Source organism: Actinopolyspora biskrensis, assembly GCF_013408175.1.
Lineage (GTDB): Bacteria > Actinomycetota > Actinomycetes > Mycobacteriales > Pseudonocardiaceae > Actinopolyspora > Actinopolyspora biskrensis.
Genome location: NZ_JACBYW010000007.1, coordinates 54,605 through 74,458, shown reverse-complemented (window position 1 = coordinate 74,458; position 19,854 = coordinate 54,605). Strand labels below are relative to the sequence as shown.

16 protein-coding genes are annotated in these 19,854 nt (G+C 71.2%); 8 read left to right on the top strand and 8 right to left on the bottom strand.

Annotation, left to right across the window (positions count from 1 at the left end):
- Nucleotide 1: 1 nt before the first annotated feature.
- A complete protein-coding gene (gene glf, locus FHR84_RS18110) occupies nt 2–1,189 on the bottom strand; it encodes a UDP-galactopyranose mutase (RefSeq protein ID WP_179536739.1) in 1,188 nt (395 codons plus the stop codon).
- 269 nt (nt 1,190–1,458) lie between these two features.
- On the opposite strand from glf, the gene FHR84_RS18105 reads away from it, so the two are divergent.
- The gene (locus FHR84_RS18105) at nt 1,459–2,541 is read left to right on the top strand and encodes a peptidoglycan recognition protein family protein (RefSeq protein WP_179536738.1); all 1,083 of its coding nucleotides are present in this window, start codon (nt 1,459–1,461) and stop codon (nt 2,539–2,541) included.
- A gap of 154 nt (nt 2,542–2,695) precedes the next feature.
- Here the strand turns inward: FHR84_RS18105 and FHR84_RS18100 are convergent, their stop codons facing one another.
- Nucleotides 2,696–3,508: a Cof-type HAD-IIB family hydrolase gene (locus FHR84_RS18100; RefSeq protein ID WP_179536737.1), complete on the bottom strand. Its 813-nt coding sequence runs from the start codon at nt 3,506–3,508 to the stop codon at nt 2,696–2,698.
- A 210-nt stretch (nt 3,509–3,718) separates the two neighbouring features.
- Between FHR84_RS18100 and FHR84_RS18095 the strand changes: the two genes are divergently transcribed.
- Together FHR84_RS18095 and FHR84_RS18090 are read left to right on the top strand one after the other, a co-directional pair.
- Complete coding sequence (locus tag FHR84_RS18095; protein ID WP_179536736.1) at nt 3,719–4,612, top strand: LLM class flavin-dependent oxidoreductase; 894 nt, start codon at nt 3,719–3,721, stop codon at nt 4,610–4,612.
- A gap of 185 nt (nt 4,613–4,797) precedes the next feature.
- A complete protein-coding gene (locus FHR84_RS18090; RefSeq protein ID WP_179536735.1) occupies nt 4,798–5,442 on the top strand; it encodes an endonuclease in 645 nt (214 codons plus the stop codon).
- Between the two features lie 293 nt (nt 5,443–5,735).
- Here the strand turns inward: FHR84_RS18090 and serS are convergent, their stop codons facing one another.
- Nucleotides 5,736–6,995 (bottom strand): serine--tRNA ligase, encoded by a 1,260-nt coding sequence (gene serS, locus FHR84_RS18085; protein WP_179536734.1) that lies wholly within the window; start codon nt 6,993–6,995, stop codon nt 5,736–5,738.
- 95 nt (nt 6,996–7,090) lie between these two features.
- On the opposite strand from serS, the gene FHR84_RS18080 reads away from it, so the two are divergent.
- Nucleotides 7,091–8,167 (top strand): septum formation family protein, encoded by a 1,077-nt coding sequence (locus FHR84_RS18080; RefSeq protein ID WP_246300761.1) that lies wholly within the window; start codon nt 7,091–7,093, stop codon nt 8,165–8,167.
- Nucleotides 8,168–8,174: 7 nt separating this feature from the next.
- Nucleotides 8,175–8,525 carry a metallopeptidase family protein gene (locus FHR84_RS18075; protein ID WP_179536733.1) on the top strand — a complete coding sequence of 117 codons (351 nt, stop codon included), beginning with the start codon at nt 8,175–8,177 and terminating at the stop codon, nt 8,523–8,525.
- 220 nt (nt 8,526–8,745) lie between these two features.
- On the opposite strand, the gene pheA is transcribed toward FHR84_RS18075, so the two are convergent.
- On the bottom strand, nt 8,746–9,672 hold the full coding sequence (gene pheA, locus FHR84_RS18070) for a prephenate dehydratase (RefSeq protein WP_179536732.1): 927 nt from the start codon (nt 9,670–9,672) through the stop codon (nt 8,746–8,748).
- A 247-nt stretch (nt 9,673–9,919) separates the two neighbouring features.
- Between pheA and FHR84_RS18065 the strand changes: the two genes are divergently transcribed.
- From FHR84_RS18065 to FHR84_RS18055, 3 genes are all read left to right on the top strand, one after another.
- On the top strand, nt 9,920–10,519 hold the full coding sequence (locus FHR84_RS18065) for a macro domain-containing protein (RefSeq protein ID WP_179536731.1): 600 nt from the start codon (nt 9,920–9,922) through the stop codon (nt 10,517–10,519).
- A gap of 308 nt (nt 10,520–10,827) precedes the next feature.
- Complete coding sequence (locus tag FHR84_RS18060) at nt 10,828–11,352, top strand: DoxX family protein (protein WP_179536730.1); 525 nt, start codon at nt 10,828–10,830, stop codon at nt 11,350–11,352.
- 96 nt (nt 11,353–11,448) lie between these two features.
- Nucleotides 11,449–12,084, top strand: coding sequence for a response regulator (locus FHR84_RS18055; RefSeq protein ID WP_179536729.1), 636 nt, complete (start codon nt 11,449–11,451; stop codon nt 12,082–12,084).
- 43 nt (nt 12,085–12,127) lie between these two features.
- Here the strand turns inward: FHR84_RS18055 and FHR84_RS18050 are convergent, their stop codons facing one another.
- The 4 genes from FHR84_RS18050 to FHR84_RS18035 form a co-directional block, all read right to left on the bottom strand.
- Entirely contained in the window at nt 12,128–13,282 is a 1,155-nt protein-coding gene (locus FHR84_RS18050) for a GAF domain-containing sensor histidine kinase (RefSeq protein ID WP_179536728.1), read from the bottom strand.
- Between the two features lie 66 nt (nt 13,283–13,348).
- Nucleotides 13,349–16,792 carry a thiol reductant ABC exporter subunit CydD gene (cydD, locus tag FHR84_RS18045; RefSeq protein WP_425489963.1) on the bottom strand — a complete coding sequence of 1,148 codons (3,444 nt, stop codon included), beginning with the start codon at nt 16,790–16,792 and terminating at the stop codon, nt 13,349–13,351.
- A gap of 243 nt (nt 16,793–17,035) precedes the next feature.
- Complete coding sequence (gene cydB, locus FHR84_RS18040; RefSeq protein ID WP_179536727.1) at nt 17,036–18,043, bottom strand: cytochrome d ubiquinol oxidase subunit II; 1,008 nt, start codon at nt 18,041–18,043, stop codon at nt 17,036–17,038.
- A 108-nt stretch (nt 18,044–18,151) separates the two neighbouring features.
- Complete coding sequence (locus FHR84_RS18035; RefSeq protein ID WP_179536726.1) at nt 18,152–19,669, bottom strand: cytochrome ubiquinol oxidase subunit I; 1,518 nt, start codon at nt 19,667–19,669, stop codon at nt 18,152–18,154.
- Nucleotides 19,670–19,854: the final 185 nt, after the last annotated feature.

Below are 19,854 nucleotides of genomic sequence, written 5' to 3'. Positions count from 1 at the left end.
GTCAGTCCTCCATCGAGCCGTCCAGCGAGCGGCCCTCGGTGAAGTAGGGGGAAACCTTGTTGTCGAACATGCTCAGGGCCGAACCGATCGCCATGTGCATGTCCAGGTACTTGTAAGTACCCAGCCTCCCGCCGAAGAGCACCTTGCGCTCCTTCGCCTCCTGCTTGGCGAGTTCGCGGTAGGTTTCCAGCTTCGTCCGGTCGGCGGATGTATTGATCGGGTAGTAGGGTTCGTCACCGCTCTCGGCGAACCGCGAGTACTCCCGAACGATCACGGTCCTGTCCTTCGGATAGTAGTCCCGCTCCGGGTGGAAGTGCCGAAATTCGTGGATCCGCGTGTACGGGATCTCCTCGTCCGCGTAGTTCAGCACCGGGGTTCCCTGGAAGTCACCGGTGTGCACCACTTCGGTCTCGAAGTCGAGGGTCCGCCATCCGAGCTCACCGGCCGAGTAGTCGAAGTACCCGTCCAGCGGGCCGGTGTAGACGATCGGCACCTCGGGCAGCTGGTCACGGACGTCGAAGTAGTCGGTGTTGAGCCGCACCTCGATGTTGGGGTGGTCGGCCATTCGACGCAACCAGGCCGTGTACCCGTCCACCGGGAGGCCCTCGTAGGTGTCGCTGAAGTAGCGGTTGTTGAAGTTGTACCGCACCGGCAGCCGGGTGATGTTGCTCGCGGGCAGTTCCTTCGGGTCGGTCTGCCACTGCTTGGCCGTGTACCCGCGCACGAACGCCTCGTACAGCGGCCTGCCGATCAGCGAGATCGCCTTTTCCTCGAGGTTCTTGGCCTCCGCGGTGTCGATCTCCGATGCCTGCTCCGCCACCAGCGCCTTCGCCTCGTCCGGGGAGAAGGCCCGCCCGAAGAATTGGCAGATCAGTCCGAGATTCATCGGGAACGAATAGATCTGGTCCTGGTACCGGGTGAACACGCGGTGCTGGTAGTCCGTGAAATCGGTAAAGAGATTCACATAGTCCCAAACCCGCTTGTTCGAGGTGTGGAACAGGTGCGCACCGTAGCGGTGCACCTCGATTCCCGTTTCCGGCTCTGCCTCGGAGTAGGCGTTCCCCCCGATGTGGTGCCTTCTGTCCAGCACCAGCACCCGCTTGTCCAACTGGCTGGCGGCGCGTTCAGCGATGGTAAGTCCGAAAAATCCCGAACCTACGATAATCAGGTCATAGCCTCCGAAGCTCACAGCCGCGAGGGTAGCGTCAGCCGCGCGAGGGTCCGAAACCGCGTTGTCACACGCTCGAGCGAGACGGCCCCGCCCGATCTTGCCCGGCGGACCTGCACAGGCCGGTCCCGGGCGGAACCGGGAACACGCCGGGCTTCCGGGGCTTCCGTGGCTCCCGTGGCTCCCGTGGCTCCCGGGGCGGACCACCCGGCGTTCACCGTGATTTCGCCGCATACTCCCCCGGGAACAGGTGAACGAGTCACGGACTATCCGCTCCAGCGAGGTGCCGCATGTTCCGCGAGCTCACCGCCGGAACCGTCGCGCTGGCCACGGCCGTGCTGCTGGCCACCGGGGTGACGGCCCCGGAAACGGCGCGGGCCACGACCCGCCAGGCGGAACGGACCACGGCCGAGCGGGTGGACCTGTCCACGGCCCCCACCGCACGCGGGCGGGGCGACACCCGCACGGTGCGGACCGACCGCCCGTTCAGCATGATCGGGCTCACCTGGAACGGCCCCGCCCCGGACCTGCTGCGCGTACGCGAACGGGCCGGGACGGACTGGGGCCGGTGGCACGCGCTCGAACCGCTCGGCGCCTCCCACGCTCCCGAAGCACGCGGACACGGAACCCCGGAGGGGGCCACCCGCGCCCGGTGGACCGGTCCCACCTCGGCGGTGCAGGTACGCGCCCGGCGCGGCGGCGCGGACGTGACCGGACGACTGCGGCTGATCGCGATCAGACCGGCCTCCGCGCCCGCGCCCGACGGCCCGGACGCGCGGGCCGCGCGCCCGCCCGTGGTCACCCGCGCCCAGTGGGGTGCCGACGAGAGCCTCATGCGCTGGCCACCGCAGCACGCGGAGACCACCCGGGCCGCCGTCATTCACCACACGGTGGAGACGAACGACTACACCTGCGCCGAGTCCGCCCGGGTCGTCCGGGGGCTGTACCACTACCACGCCGCGGAGCTGGGCTGGGGAGACATCGGATACCAGGTGCTGATCGACAAGTGCGGCACGGTGTTCGAAGGACGTACCGGCGGACTGGACGGCCACGTGGTCGGCGGCCACACCAAGGGGTTCAACGCGCAGACCTTCGGGGTGGCGCTGCTGGGCAACTTCCAGACCGCCCAACCGTCCGAACGCGCCCTCGCGTCGGCGGGGTCCATCGCGGGCTGGAAGCTCGGGACCGTGGGACGGGACCCGCTCGGGAAGGCGACGCTGGTCTCCGGCGGTGGCAAGGACAACAAGTACCCGGAGGGCACGTCGGTGACCCTGCCCCGGATCTTCTCCCACCGGGACGTCAGCGACACCGCCTGCCCCGGCCGGAACCTGTACGCACGGCTGGACGACATCCGCAGGCACGCCGCGGGGTAAGGGAGTCACGCCACGGAACCACCAGAATCCCTGCCAGGAACTTCCAGCGGAAGGCTCGGTTCAACGCAAGCGCTCTGAGCCCGAGCAGCAGGCACCGCCGCGGGTTCCGCCAAGTGAGCCGCCACGCAAAAAGACCCGCCGACAGTCCCGCACCTCACCACCAGCGGTCCAGCACGGCTGCCACCCCGTCGTCCTCGTTGCTCGCCGTCACCTCGTCGGCCGCCTGCCGAACGTCCGGGTGGGCGTTGCCCATGGCCACGCCGTGGCCCGCCCACTCCAGCATGGGGACGTCGTTGGGCATGTCCCCGAAGGCGAGGACGTCGGAAGCCGCGATCCCCAGCTCGCCCGCGACACGGGCCAGCCCGGACGCCTTGTTCACCCCGGGCGCCGACAGCTCCAGCAGCCCGGACCCGGTCGAGTAGGTGACCTGCAGCCTGCTGCCGACCAGCTCCTCCGCCACGACGGCCATCTGGGCGCTGGTCATGCGCTCGTGCAGCACGAGCAGCTTGCCCGCGGCGGAGCCCACGAGCTCGTCGGCGGGCACGACCCGCAGGTCCGGGTTCGGCCAACCGCTGTGGAACTCCGGCTCGGCGAGGAACTGCTCGTCGACGCGATCCCGGGCACCCCCGGTCGCGCGTTCCACCCCGAAGGAGCAGCCCGGCAGCGCCTCGCGAAGCGACTTGGTCACGTCCCGCAGCGTCACCGGGTCGACATCGCTGGAGTGCAGCACGGTGTCGGAGGCGGAGTCGTAGATCACCGCCCCGTTGGCGCACACCACGGTGCCCGCCACTCCCAGCGAGTCGGTGATTCGCGGCACCCAGCGCGGTGGACGCCCGGTCACCAGCACCAGCGGGGTGCCCGAGGCGTCGACGCCGCGCGCGCTGCGGGCGGTACGGGCGGTGACCCTCTCGGCCGGGTCCAGCAGGGTTCCGTCGATGTCCGAGGCGACGAGGCACGGTTGACGCACGTCTCCATAATGCCCGCGAAACGCCGATTTCGTAACGCGATCGTGGTCACCCCTGAGCCCAGCGACGGCCGGAGTGGGCCGTCTCACGTTGCGAACACCGTTCACAAGCGGGGTGTGACCGGAAAATTTCATAACACTGCCGCATGTACCTGTGCCTACGCCGCACCGACCTCTCGTAGCCGAGCCGGGTGAGCGTATACGGTCACGAGTGTGCGCGTTGGGATAGTGATTCTGCCCGAACATCGTTGGTGGGCCGCGGAACCGCTGTGGCGGATGGCGGAGGAGTACGGATTCGACCACGCCTGGACCTACGACCACGTGGGCTGGAGCTCACTGGTGGACAAGCCCTGGTTCGACGCGGTCCCCACCCTCACGGCCGCCGCGACCGTGACCTCGCGGATAAAGCTCGGAACCCTGGTGGCCTCGCCCAACTTCCGACATCCCGTGCACTTCGCGCGGGAACTGACGGCGCTGGACGACGTCAGCGACGGACGCTTCCTGCTGGGGGTCGGATCGGGCGGCTCGGGGTTCGACACGCGGGTGTTCGGCGGACGGGCGCTGTCCGCGAAGGAGCGCGGCCACCGCTTCACCGAGTTCATCGAACTGCTGGACACCATCCTGACCTCGGACAACGCCAGCTTCGACGGTGAGTACTACTCGGCAGTCGAGGCGCGCCGCGCCCCTGGGTGCGTGCAGACCCCGCGGGTGCCGTTCGTCGTGGCCGCCGAGGGCTCGCGGGCCATGCGGCTGGCCGCGCGGTTCGGGAACGGCTGGGTGACCACGGGGCGTCCTCCCGGCACCGAGGTGACCGACAGCGCGGCGTGGTGGCGTTCACTGCGGGACAACACCGAACGCTTCGACGAGGCGCTCCAGCAGCAGGGACGCGTTCCGGGCAGGGTGCCGCGCTACCTCAACGCCGACGCCGGAGCGTCCTACTCGCTGTCCAGCGTCGAACACTTCAGGGACGTGCTGGGCAGGGCCTCCGAACTCGGGTTCACGGACGTGATCGTGCACTGGCCGCGCACGGAGGAGCCGTTCGAGGGCAGGGAGTCGATCCTGGAGGAGATCTCCAACGAGGTGCTGCCCGGACTCAAGGAGCACTAGAAGGGTCGGCGGGGTTGGTTCGCTCGGCTGGTTCCGCGGGGGAACCCCAGCCGGGGGCTCGCTCCGGGAGCCGGCACATCGAGTGGCCACCACCGCCGCTCGGGGGACGTTTCGGCACGTTCCCCGAGCGGTAGCCCGTGAGTGGGAGGAGACCTTCCCGCTCGACGCATCGATGCGGAGGTGCGATGTCCCAGCGAGACACCGCCCGCAGGCTGCTGGAAGTGGCGGGCACCACCTACGCGGCCGAGGCCGGGATCCGGCTGCGCGACCAACCGGCTCCGCTGTACCGGCTGCTCGTGCTCTCGGTGCTGCTGTCCACCCGGATCAAGGCCGGGATAGCCGTGTCCGCCTGCCGCGAGCTGGCGGAGTTCGGAACGCCCGAGCGGATGCTGAACGCCACCTGGCAACAACGGGTGGACGCCCTCGGCAGGGGGCACTACGTGCGCTACGACGAGAGCACGGCCACCGCGCTGGGGGAAGGCGCCGAACTGCTGCGCACGAAGTACGGCGGGGACCTGCGGCGGCTGCGCCGCGACGCGGACGGCGACCTCGGGAAGCTGCGCGCGGGCCTGCGCGAGGTCCCCAGACTGGGACCGGTGGGCGCGGACATATTCTGCCGCGAGGCCCAGGAGGTCTGGCCCGAGCTGCGCCCCTGCTTCGACAAGAAGGCGCTCACGGGCGCCGGCCGGGTGGGACTGCCCGAGGACGGGCAGCGGCTGGCCGCCCTCGTGGACGATTCCGAGCTGGCTCGGCTCGCCGCCGCCTGCGTGCGGATCACCCTGGAGAAGGGACTGACCGAGCAGGTGACCCGGGAGACCGCCACGAGTTGACGATCTCTCCGACCCGGCTCACGTGCGTGGCCGGTCAGCCGTCACGTGAGGCGGCGCCTTGCTGTGTTGGGCCCGCTCTTGAGTAGCCACCTTCCGCTCAAGGGGCGCTGCCCGAACCAAGCGCTCTGAGCCTACGCAGTCGGCACCGCCGCGAGTCCTCGGTCGAGTGCCCGGCGAGGACTGTCCCGACGTTGTGCAGGTCGCTACCCGAGGTCGGGGCACCCGCAGCCGGGCGCCGACCGAGGTTCCGCCACGGAACCACCCACGCAGACCGCGCCGCCACAGACAAACCCTCAGGGGGTGAGGATCTCCCGTCCACCCATGAAGGGCTGAAGAGCCTCCGGCACCCGCACCGAACCGTCGGCGCGCTGGTGGTTCTCCAGAATGGCCACGATCCACCTGGTCGTAGCCAGGGTTCCGTTGAGCGTGGCCGCGAAGCGGTTGCCGCCCTCCTCGTCGCGGTGGCGGACGTTGAGCCGCCGCGCCTGGAAAGTGGTGCAGTTCGAGGTGGAGGTGAGCTCGCGGTAGTCCTGCTGGCTCGGGATCCACGCCTCGCAGTCGAACTTGCGCGCGGCGCTGTCCCCGAGGTCCCCGGCCGCGGTGTCGATCACCCGGTAGGGCAGCTCCAGCTTGCCGAGCATGTCCTCCTCGGCCGCCAGCAGCCGCTCGTGCTCCTCCCGTGCCCGCTCCGGGGCGCAGTAGACGAACATCTCCAGCTTGTTGAACTGGTGCACCCGGATGATCCCCCGGGTGTCCTTGCCGTAGGAGCCGGCCTCCCTGCGGAAGCAGGTGGACCACCCCGCGTAGCGCCGCGCCCCCTCGGAAAGGTCCAGGATCTCGCCCTGGTGGTACCCGGCCAGCGGAACCTCCGAGGTTCCGACCAGGTACAGGTCGTCCTCCTCCAGGTGGTAGACCTCGGAGGAGTGCGCCCCCAGGAAACCGGTTCCCTCCATGACCTCGGGGCGGACCAGCACCGGGGGGACGGTGAGCGTGAAACCCGAGGCCGTGGCGCTGGCGGCGGCCATGTTCAGCAGCGCCAGTTCGAGCTGGGCCCCCACCCCGGTCAGGAAGTAGAACCGCGCTCCGGACACCTTGGCCCCGCGCTCCATGTCCAGGGCGCCGAGGGCGGTTCCCAGATCCAGGTGGTCGGCGACCTCGAAGTCGAACTCCGGCGGGGTTCCCACGTGTTTGAGCACCACGTAGTCCTGCTCCCCGCCGGGAGGGGTCTCGGGCTCGATGACATTGGCGACGGCGCGCTGCGCGCGATCCAGCTCGGTCTCGGCCGCGGTCTGCTCCGCCTCGGCCTCCTTGACCCGGCCCGCGAGTTCCTTGGCACGGGACAGCAACCGCTCCCGTTCCTCGCCCGAAGCCTTGCCGACATCCTTGCCCATTCGCTTCTGCTCGGCACGCAGGTCGTCGGCACCGGCCACCGCGGACCTGCGCCGCTCGTCGGCGGCGAGCAGTGCGTCCACCAGGGAGGGGTCCTCCCCACGGGCGCGCTGCGAAGCGCGCACGGCTTCCGGGTCCTCGCGCAGCGTCTTCAGGTCGATCACGGCAGGTCAGCCTAGCTTGTGACGGGCCGGCGAGCGAGCCTGGGTGCTTCCACGGAGCTCCGGTGCGCAACTCCCCGCCCGGGCAGCACCCTTGCTTGAGCGCCCCGCACGAGGTGCAGGCAGTATGGAAGGTGATGGCCGAGTCCCCCGAACCCGCACAGCAGGACCAGCGGTCCGACTCGACGCGCCCCTCGGAGGGGAGACGCGCGCGACGCGACTCCGCGAGCGCCCGGCTGGTGATGATATCGGCCGTTCTCGGTGCTCTGCTGGTTTTCACCGTCGCAGCGGCGTTGAACTGGCCGTCTTCGGACGCCCCCCGGTCGGGGGTGGGTGAGCAGCGGACGAGCGCCGCACCGCCCCCGCCGTTCGAAGCCGCGGCGGGAACGTGTCTGAACTGGACCGAGCCGGACGCCAGTGACCTCCGCAAGGTGAACTGTTCGGAACCACACCTTTTCGAGATGACCGGAAAGAGTGAAGTGTGGGCGCGCTTCGGTCCGGACGCCCCCTTCCCCAGCACCGAGGTGTTCAACGAGATCAAGACGAAGCGCTGCACCGACGTGGCTCGCCGGTACCTCGACGACCGGTTCGACCCGAACGGCAGGTTCGAGGTCAGCGCCTTCCTCCCGAGCCGGGAGAGCTGGCAGAACGGCGATCGCACGCTGCACTGCGCGCTGCAACAGCCCGGCCCGGCGGGGAAGCTGTACAGGTTCAACGACGAGGTTGCCGAGCTCGACCAGTCCGACACCTACGAGGTGGGGACCTGCCTCGGCATCAGCGGCACCTCGCTGTCCTCCCCGGTGGAGTGCTCGGAGCAGCACTCCGTGGAGATCGTCGGCGTCGCCGACCTGAGCGAGGAGTTCGACGGGGGGTTCCCCGCCACGGAGGACCAGGACAAGTACCTGATCACCACCTGCCAGGAGCGGCTGAAGGACTACGCGGGCAGCAAGAACGCCGCCGAGGACAAGGGACTGGCGCTGTACTGGGACAACCTCGAGAAGCAGAGCTGGCAGGCCGGTTCCCGCAAGGTCAACTGCAAGGTCGCGGCTCCCCAGGAGGAGGACGACGGCTTCTCCCCGGTGACCGGTAGCGTGGCCGCCGAGGTGTCGATCTCCGACCAGCCCGCCCCGACCACTTCCCCCACCCCCGGCGTACCGGCCACCGGCACGAGGTGATGCGACAGTGCCAGTCGAGATGACCCGCCAGCGCTTCGAGGAACTCGTGGGCGACGCCCTGGACCGGGTCCCGGGCGAGCTCATGGCCGAGCTGAACAACGTCGTCGTGCTCGTGGAGGACCACCACCCCGAGGACGACTCGCTGCTGGGCCTGTACGAGGGGGTCGCGCTGACCGAGCGGGACAGCACCTACGGCGGGGTGCTGCCGGATCGGATCACCATCTACCGCGACCCGCTGCTGGAGATGTGCTCCGACGAGCGGGAGGTGATCGACGAGGTCGCCGTGACCGTGGTTCACGAGCTCGCGCACCACTTCGGCATCGACGACGCGAAGCTGCACGCCCTCGGTTGGGGGTGACTGCGGAGGAAGGGGGCGGCGGCCCGGCCGTGCGATGCATCCGACTCACGCACCGGAGCTCCTCGTCCTGCTCGGGCTCGAAGCGCCCACGCTGAACGGAACCTTCCACCGGAAGTTCTCGGGGCCTTCGGCGCGGGCAGCGCCGAAGCGCACCGCCCACGCAACCGGCTCCGCCGCTTCCCGCCAAGTGACCCGCCAAGCAAACCGAGCCGGGAAACCCTCAAGAATCCAGGCGTCCTGAGCGCACCCGCTCCAGCCAGGCCGCGGATTCCCGGAAGGCCTGCTCGGAGGCGGAGGGACGCGCGTTGACCGGCTCACGCCCCGCCTTGGGGAAGGACCCGAGGAAGCGCACCTCGGAGCAGCGGCGGTGCAGCCCGGCCAACGCGTCCCCGACGCGCGCGTCGGCCACGTGCCCGTCCAGGTCCAGGAAGAAGCGGTACGTGCCGAGCCCGTCCACCGTCGGGCGGGACTCGATGCGACTCAGGTTGATCCCGCGCAGCGCGAGCTCGGACAGCACCTCCCCCAGCGTGCCCACCTCGTCGTGCGCGACCACGGCGATCGAGGTCCGGTCGGCCCCGGTCGGCTCGGGCAGCGGCCCCGGGCCGCGGATCAGCAGGAACCGCGTCGCCGCGTCGTCCACATCGGCGACCCCGCGGGCCAGCGGGACCAGCTCGGGATGGTGCTGCGCGGCGACGGGGGCGACCACGGCCGCATCGGCCGAGCCCGTCTCGACCTCCTCGGCGGCCGCCGCCGTGGAGGAGGTCGGCACGGTTCCCGCTCCGGGGAGCCGTTCCGCCACCCAGCGGCGGACCTGGGCCAGGGCGTGCGGATGGCTGGCCACCGAGGTCACGTCCCGCGCCGAGCTTCCCCGCCGCACCAGCACGTCGAAGCGGACCGGCAGCACCGTCTCGGCCACGGCGACGAGGGGTTCTCCCGAGGCGAGCCCGTCCAGGGTCGCCGAGACCGCCCCCTCCACCGAGTTCTCCACCGGAACCCCGGCCGCGAACGCCTCGCCGCCGCGCACCGCGTCCAGCGCCGACCTGATGGACTCGCGGGGGACCAGCTCGGGGGTGGTTTCCTCCGTCAAGGCGCGGCTCGCCTGTTCGGCGAACGTCCCCGGCGGACCGAGATAGGCGATTCTGGGCACGCGCTCAGGTTACGGGCGTCACGCACCCGCCCGTCTCCCCCGGTCCCCGAACGGCTACCGGCGGGACGCCGTCCCCCGGCCCCGGACGTGCTTCCGCGCGGCCGGGGCGAAGCACGTCCCCCTCCCCGATGACAACCCTCTCGCGGAGCTCCCCACCGGAACGGGGGAAGGCGGTGGTGAAGATCATGCCCCCCAAGTGTGAGCTACCCAATTACGCGAACGTGGCATTTCCTGCGATGCTGTGTACGTGACCGCGGATTCGGAGCGCTCGAGACACGGGGCGGAGCCGGAGCTGCGACTGGTCCTGTGCGCATTGGACGAGCCGCTGGCCGCAGCCTGGAACGAGGTCGCCGACGGTCGGGACGGCGTCAGCGTGCATCACGGTTCGGTACTCGACAACCGAGTGGACGCCGTCGTCAGCCCGGCGAATTCCTACGGATGGATGCGCGGGGGCATAGACGCCGCCTACGCGAACGCGTTCCCCGATGTGGAACAGCAGGTGCGCAGTGCGGTGCTCGCCTACCACGGCGGTGAGCTCCCCGTCGGGGAGGCGCTGCTGGTGCCCACGGGTTCCCGGGTGCCCGCCTGGCTGATAAGCGCGCCCACGATGCGCGAGCCGGGGGAGAAGCTCCCGGCCGACACGGTGCACCCCTATCTGGCGGCGCGGGCCATGCTGCGGCTGTGGTCCGGCGCGGTGCTCGACAACGGGACCCCGGTCCGCCAGGTCGTCCGTTCCATAGCGCTGCCCGGGCTCGGAACCGGAGTGGGCGGGGCCGCGCCGGAACTGTGCGCGAAGCAGGTCGCCGCGGCCTGGGACGAAGTGTTCGTCCGGGCCCACAGCCGCTGATCCCCGCCCCGCCCGCGGTTCTCGTCCTCGGGGCTCGCTCGGTTGCGTCGCTCGTCGAACAAGCGGTGCAGCCGCTTGTGATCACCCGATCGACCGGCACCGCCGGGGGCTCGGTCACGGCTCTCGCGAGGGCGGCCCCGACGTGGGGTGATGCCTGCTCGATGTCGAGGATCCCGCAGCGAGACCCGGCTGGGGTTCCCCCACGCAACCACCCGGGCAAACCGGGCCGCCGCCCCTCTCTTCCGGTCGGGCGCGTGAGGATCCGAGAGCGTAACCTCGACACGTCGCCGGCTACAGGAGGTTCGCCGATGTTGGTCCGCAGGCTCGCGCGGCCGTTGTTGGCCTCGGTCTTCATCCAAGGTGGCATCGGAGCGTTCCGCGACCCGAAGGGCCATGCCCAGGGCGCGGCCCCGGTCGTGGAACGTGCCACCGCCCCGGTCCAGGGCACTCTCCCCGACCAGGTCCCCACCGACACCGAAACGCTGGTCAAGATCGACGCCGGGGTCAAGATCGGCGCGGGGGTGCTGCTGGCGCTCGGCAAGTTCCCCAGGTTCTCCGCGCTGCTGCTCAGCTGCAGTCTGGTCCCGACCACGCTGGCCGGGCACGCCTTCTGGGAGTACTCCGACCCGGAGCAGCGGGCGGGCCAGCGAATACACTTCCTCAAGAATCTCGGACTGCTGGGCGGGCTGCTCACCACGGCCGTGGACACCAAGGGCAAGCCCTCGGTCGGGTACCGGGCCCGGCACGGTGCGCACCGGGTGGCCGAGCAGACCCATCACGCCGTCGGCAACGGCAAGGGGCGGAAGGGCAAGTGCCACGTGCCCGGCAGGTGACACCGTCGAACGGCCCGTTCCGGCTGGGCGCGCCGCGTCAGCCGTCCGGGCCCCTGCCCGACGCACGACGGTTTCCTTGCCAGTAGCGTTGCGGGCGTGCCGGTACGTGTACTGCTCGTCGACGACCACGAAGTCGTTCGCAGGGGTCTGCGCGACCTGCTGGACACCGAGGAGGACGTCGAGGTCGTCGGTGAGGCCGGAGGAGTGGACGAAGCCCTCGTCCGCGCGGGAGCCGACCGGCCGGACGTCGCCGTCGTCGACATGCGCCTGCCGGACGGTGACGGGCTCGATCTGTGTCGCAGGCTGCGTGACTCGGACGCTCCACCCCACTGCCTGGTGCTCACGGCTTTCGACGACGAGCAGGCGCTCGTCGGGGCGATCAACGTGGGGGCTTCGGGGTACCTGCTCAAGCAGGTGCGCGGCCACGACCTGATCAACGCCGTGCGCGAGGTGGCCGCGGGGCGTTCGCTACTGGACCCGGTGACCACCAGGAGGGTGTTGGACCGCCTGCGCGAGGGGGTCGGCGGCGAACCCGACGAGCTCGGGAACCTGACCGAGCAGGAGCACCGCGTGCTGGAACTGATCGGGGAGGGGCTGAGCAACCGCGAGATAGCGGAACGGCTGTTCCTGGCGGAGAAGACCGTCAAGAACTACGTGACCTCGGTGCTGGCCAAGCTCGGGATGGAGCGCCGCACCCAGGCCGCGGCCTGGTACGCCCGCCACCGGGGCTGAGCCGCCACGCAACCACCCGAGCAACCCGAGCCGCCGAAGACCACTACCCCGCGGACAGGGGGACTTCCCAGGTCACGGCACTCCCGCTGTCCGGTGAGGACTCGATCGTGCAGTGCCCTCCGGCGGCCACCGCGCGTTCCTCCATGTTGCGCAGTCCGCGCTTGCTCACGTCGTGCGGTATTCCGCATCCGTCGTCGACGACCCGCAGCAGCAACCCCGTTCCGGTGCGGCGCACCCGCACCGACACCGCGCGGGCCCCGGAGTGCCGCACCACGTTCGACAGGGCTTCCCGCAGGGCGGCACGCGCGTGGTCGGCCACCACGACGGGCACGTCGTCGAGCTCGCCGTCCAGCTCCAGTTCGGGGGACCAGCCCAGCAGCTCCCCCGCGATGCGGACCTCCGAACGCAGCGAGTCCGCCAGTTCCGGAGGCTGCTCGGACCGTTCCGGGTCGGAGGAGGTGAGGGTGCGCACCGTGGCACGGACCTCGGCGATGGTCTGGTCGATCTGGTCGGTCACGTCGGTGAGCCGTTTCGCGTCCTCGTCGCCGAGCCGGTCGGACAGCCTGCGCCCCAGCACGTTCAGCTGCACCCCCGCCCCGTAGAGCCGCTGCACGATCACGTCGTGCAGGTCACGGGCGATCCACTCCCGTTCCTGGTAGACGGCGATGCGCTGTCGCGCCGTCGACCCCTCGGCCAGCACCAGGGCCAGCCCGGCCTGGGCGGCGAACGAGGTCAGCAGGTCGACGGTCACTCTCGTGAAGGGATCGGCGCTTCTCCTGCGGTAGACCGCCAGGGACCCCAGGCGGCGCTCGCGGGTGCCGAAGGGGGCCACGGCGAACGGGCCGTACACGCGCAGCGCCCGGGGGACGTAGGGCGCGGTCAGCGGGTCGTCGATGAGATCGTCCACGACCACCGGCACCCCGTTGTGGGCGACGTGGGAGGCGGCCGAGTGCGGGGAGAGCACCGCGCCGACGGGATCGGTCGGCGGGCCCGCGGCCTGGGGGCCGACGTAGGAGGCCTCGACCGTGAGGTTGTCCTGCTCGTCGCGGACCATCAGCAGGCCGAGGTCGGCCTCGGTGAGCGCGACGGCGCGGCGCACGATCAGGGGGAGCACGGCGTCCGGGTCCTCCGAGGCGAGAGCCGCCTGGGTGATCTCGGTCGAGGCCGCGAGCATCCGCCTGGCCAGCGTTGAATCCATGACAACCACGAGACTAGGCCCCGTGGCCCGCCGAGTCCGCTGCGCGGCGGTGAAAGACGAGCAAAGTCACAGGGACGGCTCGGTCCGGTTCCTCCCCACTCCGCGTTCGTCGTTGCTCCCCCGTTCGGCAGGGGCTCCTTCCTCCTCGACGCGCCCGCCCTCCGTCACGCGCAGCACCAGGTCGGCCTCGGCGGCCTCGCACTCCCTGTGCGTGACTCGCACGACCGTGCGCCCGCGCAGCTCGTCGCGCAGCCTCGTGGAGAGCTCGTCGGCCGTGTCCACGTCGAGGTGGGCCGTCGGCTCGTCGAGCAGCACCAGCTCGGGGCCGGGCACCAGCAGCGCCCGCGCCAGCGCGAGGCGTCGCGCCTGGCCACCGGAGGGCTGCGTCCCGCCGGTTCCGAGGACCTCGTCCAGCCGTCCGGCCCAGTCCGGCAACGCCGCCGAGCGCAGCGCGCCCGCCATCCGCTCGTCGTCGGCCTCCGGGTCGGCCAGCCGCAGGTTCTCCCGCACGGTGGTCGACACCAGCTGCGGGTCCTGCGGGCACCAGGAGACCCGCCCGGCCGCGTTCGCCGTCCCGACCTCGGGGGCCAGCAGCCCGGCCAGCAGCGCGAGCAGCGTGGACTTCCCGCGGCCGGACTCGCCGACGACGGCCACGTGCGTCCCCGGTGGCACGCGCAGCGTCACCTCCCGCAGCGCCGGGGCCGAAGCTCCGGGCCAGCGCACGTCCACCCCGTCCAGCCGCACCTCGCCCGCGGCGGTGGGCTCGTTCGGGAGGGCCGACCCGCCCGCGCGTGCGCCGGAGGTCCCCTCCCGGTCCGCCGCACCGTCCGGGACCGTTCCGCGGGAGTCCGCGAGCAGCGGGGCCAGCCGTTCCCGGGCCGCCCGCAGCGGTCGCCACCGCTGGGCGGCCGCGGGCAGTTCGGACACCGCCTCGGTCGCGGCCAGCGGGACCAGCGCCAGCAGCGGCGCGAGCTCGGGGGCGAGCCCGCCCCGAGCCACGGCACGCGCGGCCAGGGCGGTGCAGCCGACGACGGCGGTCCCCATGAACAGGGTGACGACCGCCCCGGCCGCTCCCTCTCCCGCCGCCACGCGCCTGGCTCTGGCCGCGAGCTCCGAGTCCGCCTCGGCGAGCTCGGCCCTGCGGGAGCCCGCGGCCCCGAACGACAGCAGCTCGGCCGCGGCCTCCAGCAGCCCCAGCACACGTGTGGAAACCTCGCGCCGTCCCTCCGCGACGGCGGCCGCGGCACGGCGCTGCACCGCGAGCGCCACCGCCGGACCGGCGAGCCCGGCCGCGAGCAGTGCCACTGCGAGCAGCGCTCCGGCGGAGGGCAGCACCAGGGCCTGCAGCACGACGGCCCCACCACCCACGCCCGCCGCGATCAGCGGGGGCACGAACACGCGGGGAACGAGGTCGCGCACGGTGTCCGTGTCGTCCACGAGCCTGGCGGCCCCCTCACCCCTGGCGAGCGCGGCCGCCCGGGCAGGTCCCAGCCGCACCAGCCCCTCCCAGAGCGCGCGGCGCAGCCCCCCTGCGAGCCGGAACGCCGCGTCGTGGGTGAGCAGCCTTTCGGTGTAGCGCAGCACGGCGCGCGAGAGCGCGAAGGTGCGCACCCCCACCGCCGCGACGCTCAGGGTCAGCACCGGTGGCTGTTGCGCCGCCCGCGCGATCAACCACGCGGAGGTCGCGGTCAGCGCCACCCCCGACATCAGGGAGAGCACTCCCAGCCCGGCACCTCCGAGACCGCGCGCGGTGACCAGGTCGCGGAGCCGCGCTCCCCCGTGGAGCTCCCCTTCCGGGGCACCCGCGGCCTCGTGCTCGCGCGCCTCCGGTTCTCGGGACCGCGGGCTCGCCCTCCGGTGGCTGGCCAGCACGACCACGGCCCCTGCCGAGGCCGCCTCGTGAATCGCGGTCTCGACCCGGCCCGCCGTGGCCGTGTCGAGGTGCGCGGTGGGCTCGTCGGCCAGCAGGATCCGGGCACCGCCGCGCAGCCGCAGCAGCGCACGGGCAACCGCCACCCGCTGACGTTCCCCCGTGGACAGCGTGTCGACCGGGCGGTTCCGCAGGTGCCCGGCCCCTGAGGAGTCCAGCGCCCGCTCCAGGTGGGCCGATGTTCCCGCGGGCTGGTCGGTCACGGCGAGCAGCAGTTCGTCCTCGACGGTTCCCCCGGAGAACACGGGGTGCTGCGGGATCCAGGCGAGCAGCGAGCGCCACCGGTCCGCGGCGGGGTCGTCTATCTCGACCCCGCCGTAGTGCAGGCTCCCCCTGTCCGGGGTGACGAATCCGAGTAGCGCGGCGATCGTGGTGGACTTGCCGCTTCCGCTCGGTCCGATCCCGGCGAAGCCTTCCAGGCGCAGGATCTCGCCGGGTCCGGCGGTGAAGCTCAGGCCGTCGGGGGTGCTGGTTCCGCGCCGGAGCACGCTGAGCCCGTTCACGGACAGCCGCGCGTCGGCGGGCCACTCGTCCGGCCACCGCCGCGCTCCCGGCTCGCGCTCGGGCCCGCGCGGGCGTTCGGCGCGGACCAGTTCGACGCGGCGCACCGCTTCCAGCCCGTCCTCGCTGGCGTGGTGGGCCGCTCCGGCCGCGCGCAGCGGCAGGTAGCACTCGGGCGCCAGCACCAGCACCAGCAACCCCGTTTCCAGGGGAAGCTCTCCGGAGACCAGCCGCATCCCGATGCCGACGGCCACCAGCGCCACCGAGAGCGAGGAGCACAGCTCCAGCACCAGCGCGGACAGGAAGGCGATGCGCAGGGTGCTCACCCCCCGGCGCCTGTGCTGCTCGCTGACCCGGCGCACCGCCTCGCCCTGGGCCTTCGCCCTGCCGAAGGCGGTGAGCACCGGCAGCGCGCGCACCAGTTCGTGCAGGTGGCCGGACATGCGTTGCAGGGAGTCGGCGGCACGTTTGGTCCGGCCTTCCGTGTAGCGCCCGACCAGCCAGGCGAACAGCGGGATCAGGGGGACGGTGAGCAGGATCGTCACGGCAGCGGGCCAGTCGGCCACCAGGATCCGCGCTCCGATCACCGGGGGGACGACCGCGGCGGTCACCAGGGCGGGCAGGTACCTGGTGAAGTAGGCGTCGAGCGAGTCCAGCCCCTTGGTGGCCAGTGTGGTCAGTTCGGCGGCGCCGTACCCGTCTATCCACTCCGGACCGCGCCGCAGCGCCGAGTCCAGCAGCAGGGCCCGCAACTCCTCCTTGGCGCCCGCGGCGGCCCGCGCCGAGACGCTCTCGGTCGCCCAGCTCAGCACGGCTCGCGCCAGCACCGCGCAGCAGAGCACGCCGAGCCGGGGCGCGATCCCGTCCGCTCCGAAGCCGCGCAGGACCACATCGGCCAGGGAGCTCGCCAGCGCCCACGCCTGCACCACGAGTGCCAGCGCGTTCACCAGGGCGAGCAGTCCGGACGCGGCGAGCGCGCGGCGGGTCGACGCGGACAGGTGCGGCAGCGCCCCGAGCGGGCCGCTGCTCAGCGCGGACGGATCGGCGTCTCCCGTTCGGGGGCGCACGGGGTTCGGAATTCTCAACCGCCCCTCCTCAAACGTTTTCCTGGCGGTCCCGCACAGCGGCTCCGGCCTGGTTTCAAAGCGGCGCAGCCGCGTACAACCAACCGAGCAGTCGGCACCGCCGCGGGTTCTCCCGCGGTGCTCTCGCGAGGAAGGCCCGACGTGGCGTAGGTGGCTACTCGATGTCGGGCACCCGGAGCGAGAGCCCGCGAGAGGTTCCGCCACCCGCACCGCCAAGCAAGCCGAGCCGCCGACTCGCTAAGGAGCGTGGATCGGGGGGATGTGCTTGGTCCCTATCCGCTTCCGGAAGACCCAGTAGGTCCAACCCTGGTAGATCAGCACGGCCGGGGTCCCGAAGGCCGCCACCCAGCTCACCACGGTCAGCGTGTAGGGGCTGGAGGCGGTTTCGGCCACGGAAAGCGACCACTCCGGGGTGATGGTGGACGGGAGCACGTTCGGCCACAGCGCGCCGAACAGGGTGACCACGGCTCCGGCCAGCGCGATTCCCTGCAGGGTGAACGCCTGACCGTCCCGGGACCTCGCCTGACGGGCCAGGGCGGCGAGTCCGGCCGCTAGGGAGATCAGCAGCGGGATCCAGGTCCAGCTCGCGCCCTCCCGCAGCTGCGCCACCAGCAGCAGCGCGACGAGCGGGGCCAGCAGCGGCACTCCCAGGATCAGCGCGAACCGCTGGGCGCGCGCCCGCACATCGCCCTCGGTCTTCAGGGCGAGGAAGGCCGCTCCGTGCAGCAGCGAGAACGCGAGCACTGACACGGCCCCGAGGACGTTCGGCCAGGTCAGGATGACCAGCGGGCTTCCCACCCTGTCGCCGTTGGCGTCCAGCGGGAGCCCGAACACGGTCGCCGACAGCATCAGGCCGACCATCAGCGGGGCCGCCCAGGAGGCCAGCACGATGACCGCGTCCCAGGACCTCCGCCACCGGGCGGTGTCCACTTTGCCCCGGTACTCGAAGGCCACTCCCCTGCCGATGAGCACGATCAGCAGCACGGTCAGCGGGAGGTAGGCGGTGCTGAACAGGGAGGCGTACCACCCGGGGAAAGCGGCGAACATGGAGCCGCCCGCCACGATCAGCCACACCTCGTTGCCGTCCCACACCGGACCGATCGTGTTGATCAGCACGCGGCGCTCGGCTTCCCCGCGCCCCAGGACCGGCAGCAGCATCCCCACCCCGAAGTCGAATCCCTCCAGGAAGAGGTATCCCAGCCAGAGCAGGGCGATAACGCAGAACCAGAAAGTCGGCAGATCCATCAGCTCACTCCGGCGGTGGTCGAACGGGGCGGCGCGGAGGGCGCTCCCGCGGCCGGGCTCCGGCGCGCGGGCCGCAGCCCGGTCGCGCATCGCGGTGCTTCGGCGGGCCTAGTACGCGAAGGACAGCACATCGGATTCATCCGAATCGGAGTCGTCTCCCCCGTCGTCGGAGTGCTTCGGGGGCATGACCGCCTCGAACCCGCCGCGCGCGTAGCGCACCATCAGGAACACCTCGACGACGAGCAGCACCGCGTAGACGGAGGTCAGCGCGATCAGCGAGGTGAGCATCTCGCCCGGTGCCACCCCGGAGGAGACCGCCCGCGCGGTGTACATCCGAACACCGTCCACCCCGGACGGGTTCGGGTTGGGGACCACGACGAAGGGCTGCCTGCCCATCTCGGTGAACACCCAGCCGAAGACGTTGGCCAGGAACGGCGTGGCGATAGAGGCCAGCGCCAGCGGGCCCCACCAGCGTCCCGTCGGGAAACGGCCCTTCCGCGTGAACCACAGCACCGCCACGGCGGCCAGCGCCGAGACGGCGCCGAACCCGATCATGAAGCGGAACCCCCAGTAGGTGACGGGGAGGTTCGGCCGGTAGTCGATCGGCTCGCCCGCGAGCTCGCCCAGCCGCGGGTCGTCCGGGTAGTTCGTGCCGTACTGCTGCTCGTACTCCCGCTGGAGCTGCTGGACGCCCTTGACCTCGGTGCTGAAGTCCCCGTGCGCGAGGTAGGACAGCAGGAAGGGGACGGTGAGGCTCTTGACGTCTTCGCAGTCGGGCTGGCTCACGTCTCCGTAGGCGAACACCGAGAAGCTCGCGGGCTGCTCGGTGTGGCACAGCGCCTCCGCCGAGGCCATCTTCATCGGCTGCTGGGAGAACATCAGCTTGCCCTGCACGTCACCCGACACGGCCAGCCCGGCGAAGGCCACCACGGCCACCCAGGCGCCGACCCGCATGGACTTGTGCCAAACCCTGCGGTCCTCGTCGTGCGGAACACCGGCCCGGTCCCGCTTCCACACCTTCCACGCGGCGATGCCGAGCACGAAGGTCCCGGCCACCGCGAAGCAGCCGAAGATCGTGTGCGGGAAGGCGGCGAGCAGGGTGCTGTTGGTCAGCACCGCCCAGATGGAGCTCAGGCGTGGTTGCCCGTCGACCATCTCCACCCCGACCGGGTGCTGCATCCAGGAGTTGGCGGCCAGGATGAAGTAGGCCGAAGCCACCGTGGCCAGCGAGAAGGCCCACGCGCAGGCCAGGTGCACCCGTTTGGACAGCCGGTCCCAGCCGAAGATCCACAGCCCGAGGAAGACCGATTCGACGAAGAAGGCGACGATGCCCTCCATCGCCAGCGGGGCGCCGAAGACGTCGCCCACGAACCTGGAGTACTCGCTCCAGGCCATTCCGAACTGGAACTCCTGCACGATGCCGGTCACCACGCCCATGGCGAAGTTGACCATCATGAGCTTGCCCCAGAACTTGGTCATCTTCAGGTACCGCTCGTTGCCCGTGCGGTACCACGCGGTCTGCATCCCGGCGACGAGGATCGCGAGTCCGATCGTCAACGGGACCATCAGGAAGTGGTAGACCGTCGTGATCCCGAACTGCCACCTGGCGATATCGAGAAGATCCACGGTTCCCAGGTTCCCCGGTGTTCACGGGGGCTCACAGGTCCGTTGGTCCTCTCGTGCGCGGACCGAGGTCCCGCCCCGGGCGGGACCTTGGTCCCTGCTGTGGGGTCCCGTGTGAGCCGGACCGCGTGGACTTCGTTGTACCACCGGCGGCGCCCCGCGTGCCAGGGTTCGCCCGCAGGGCCGGC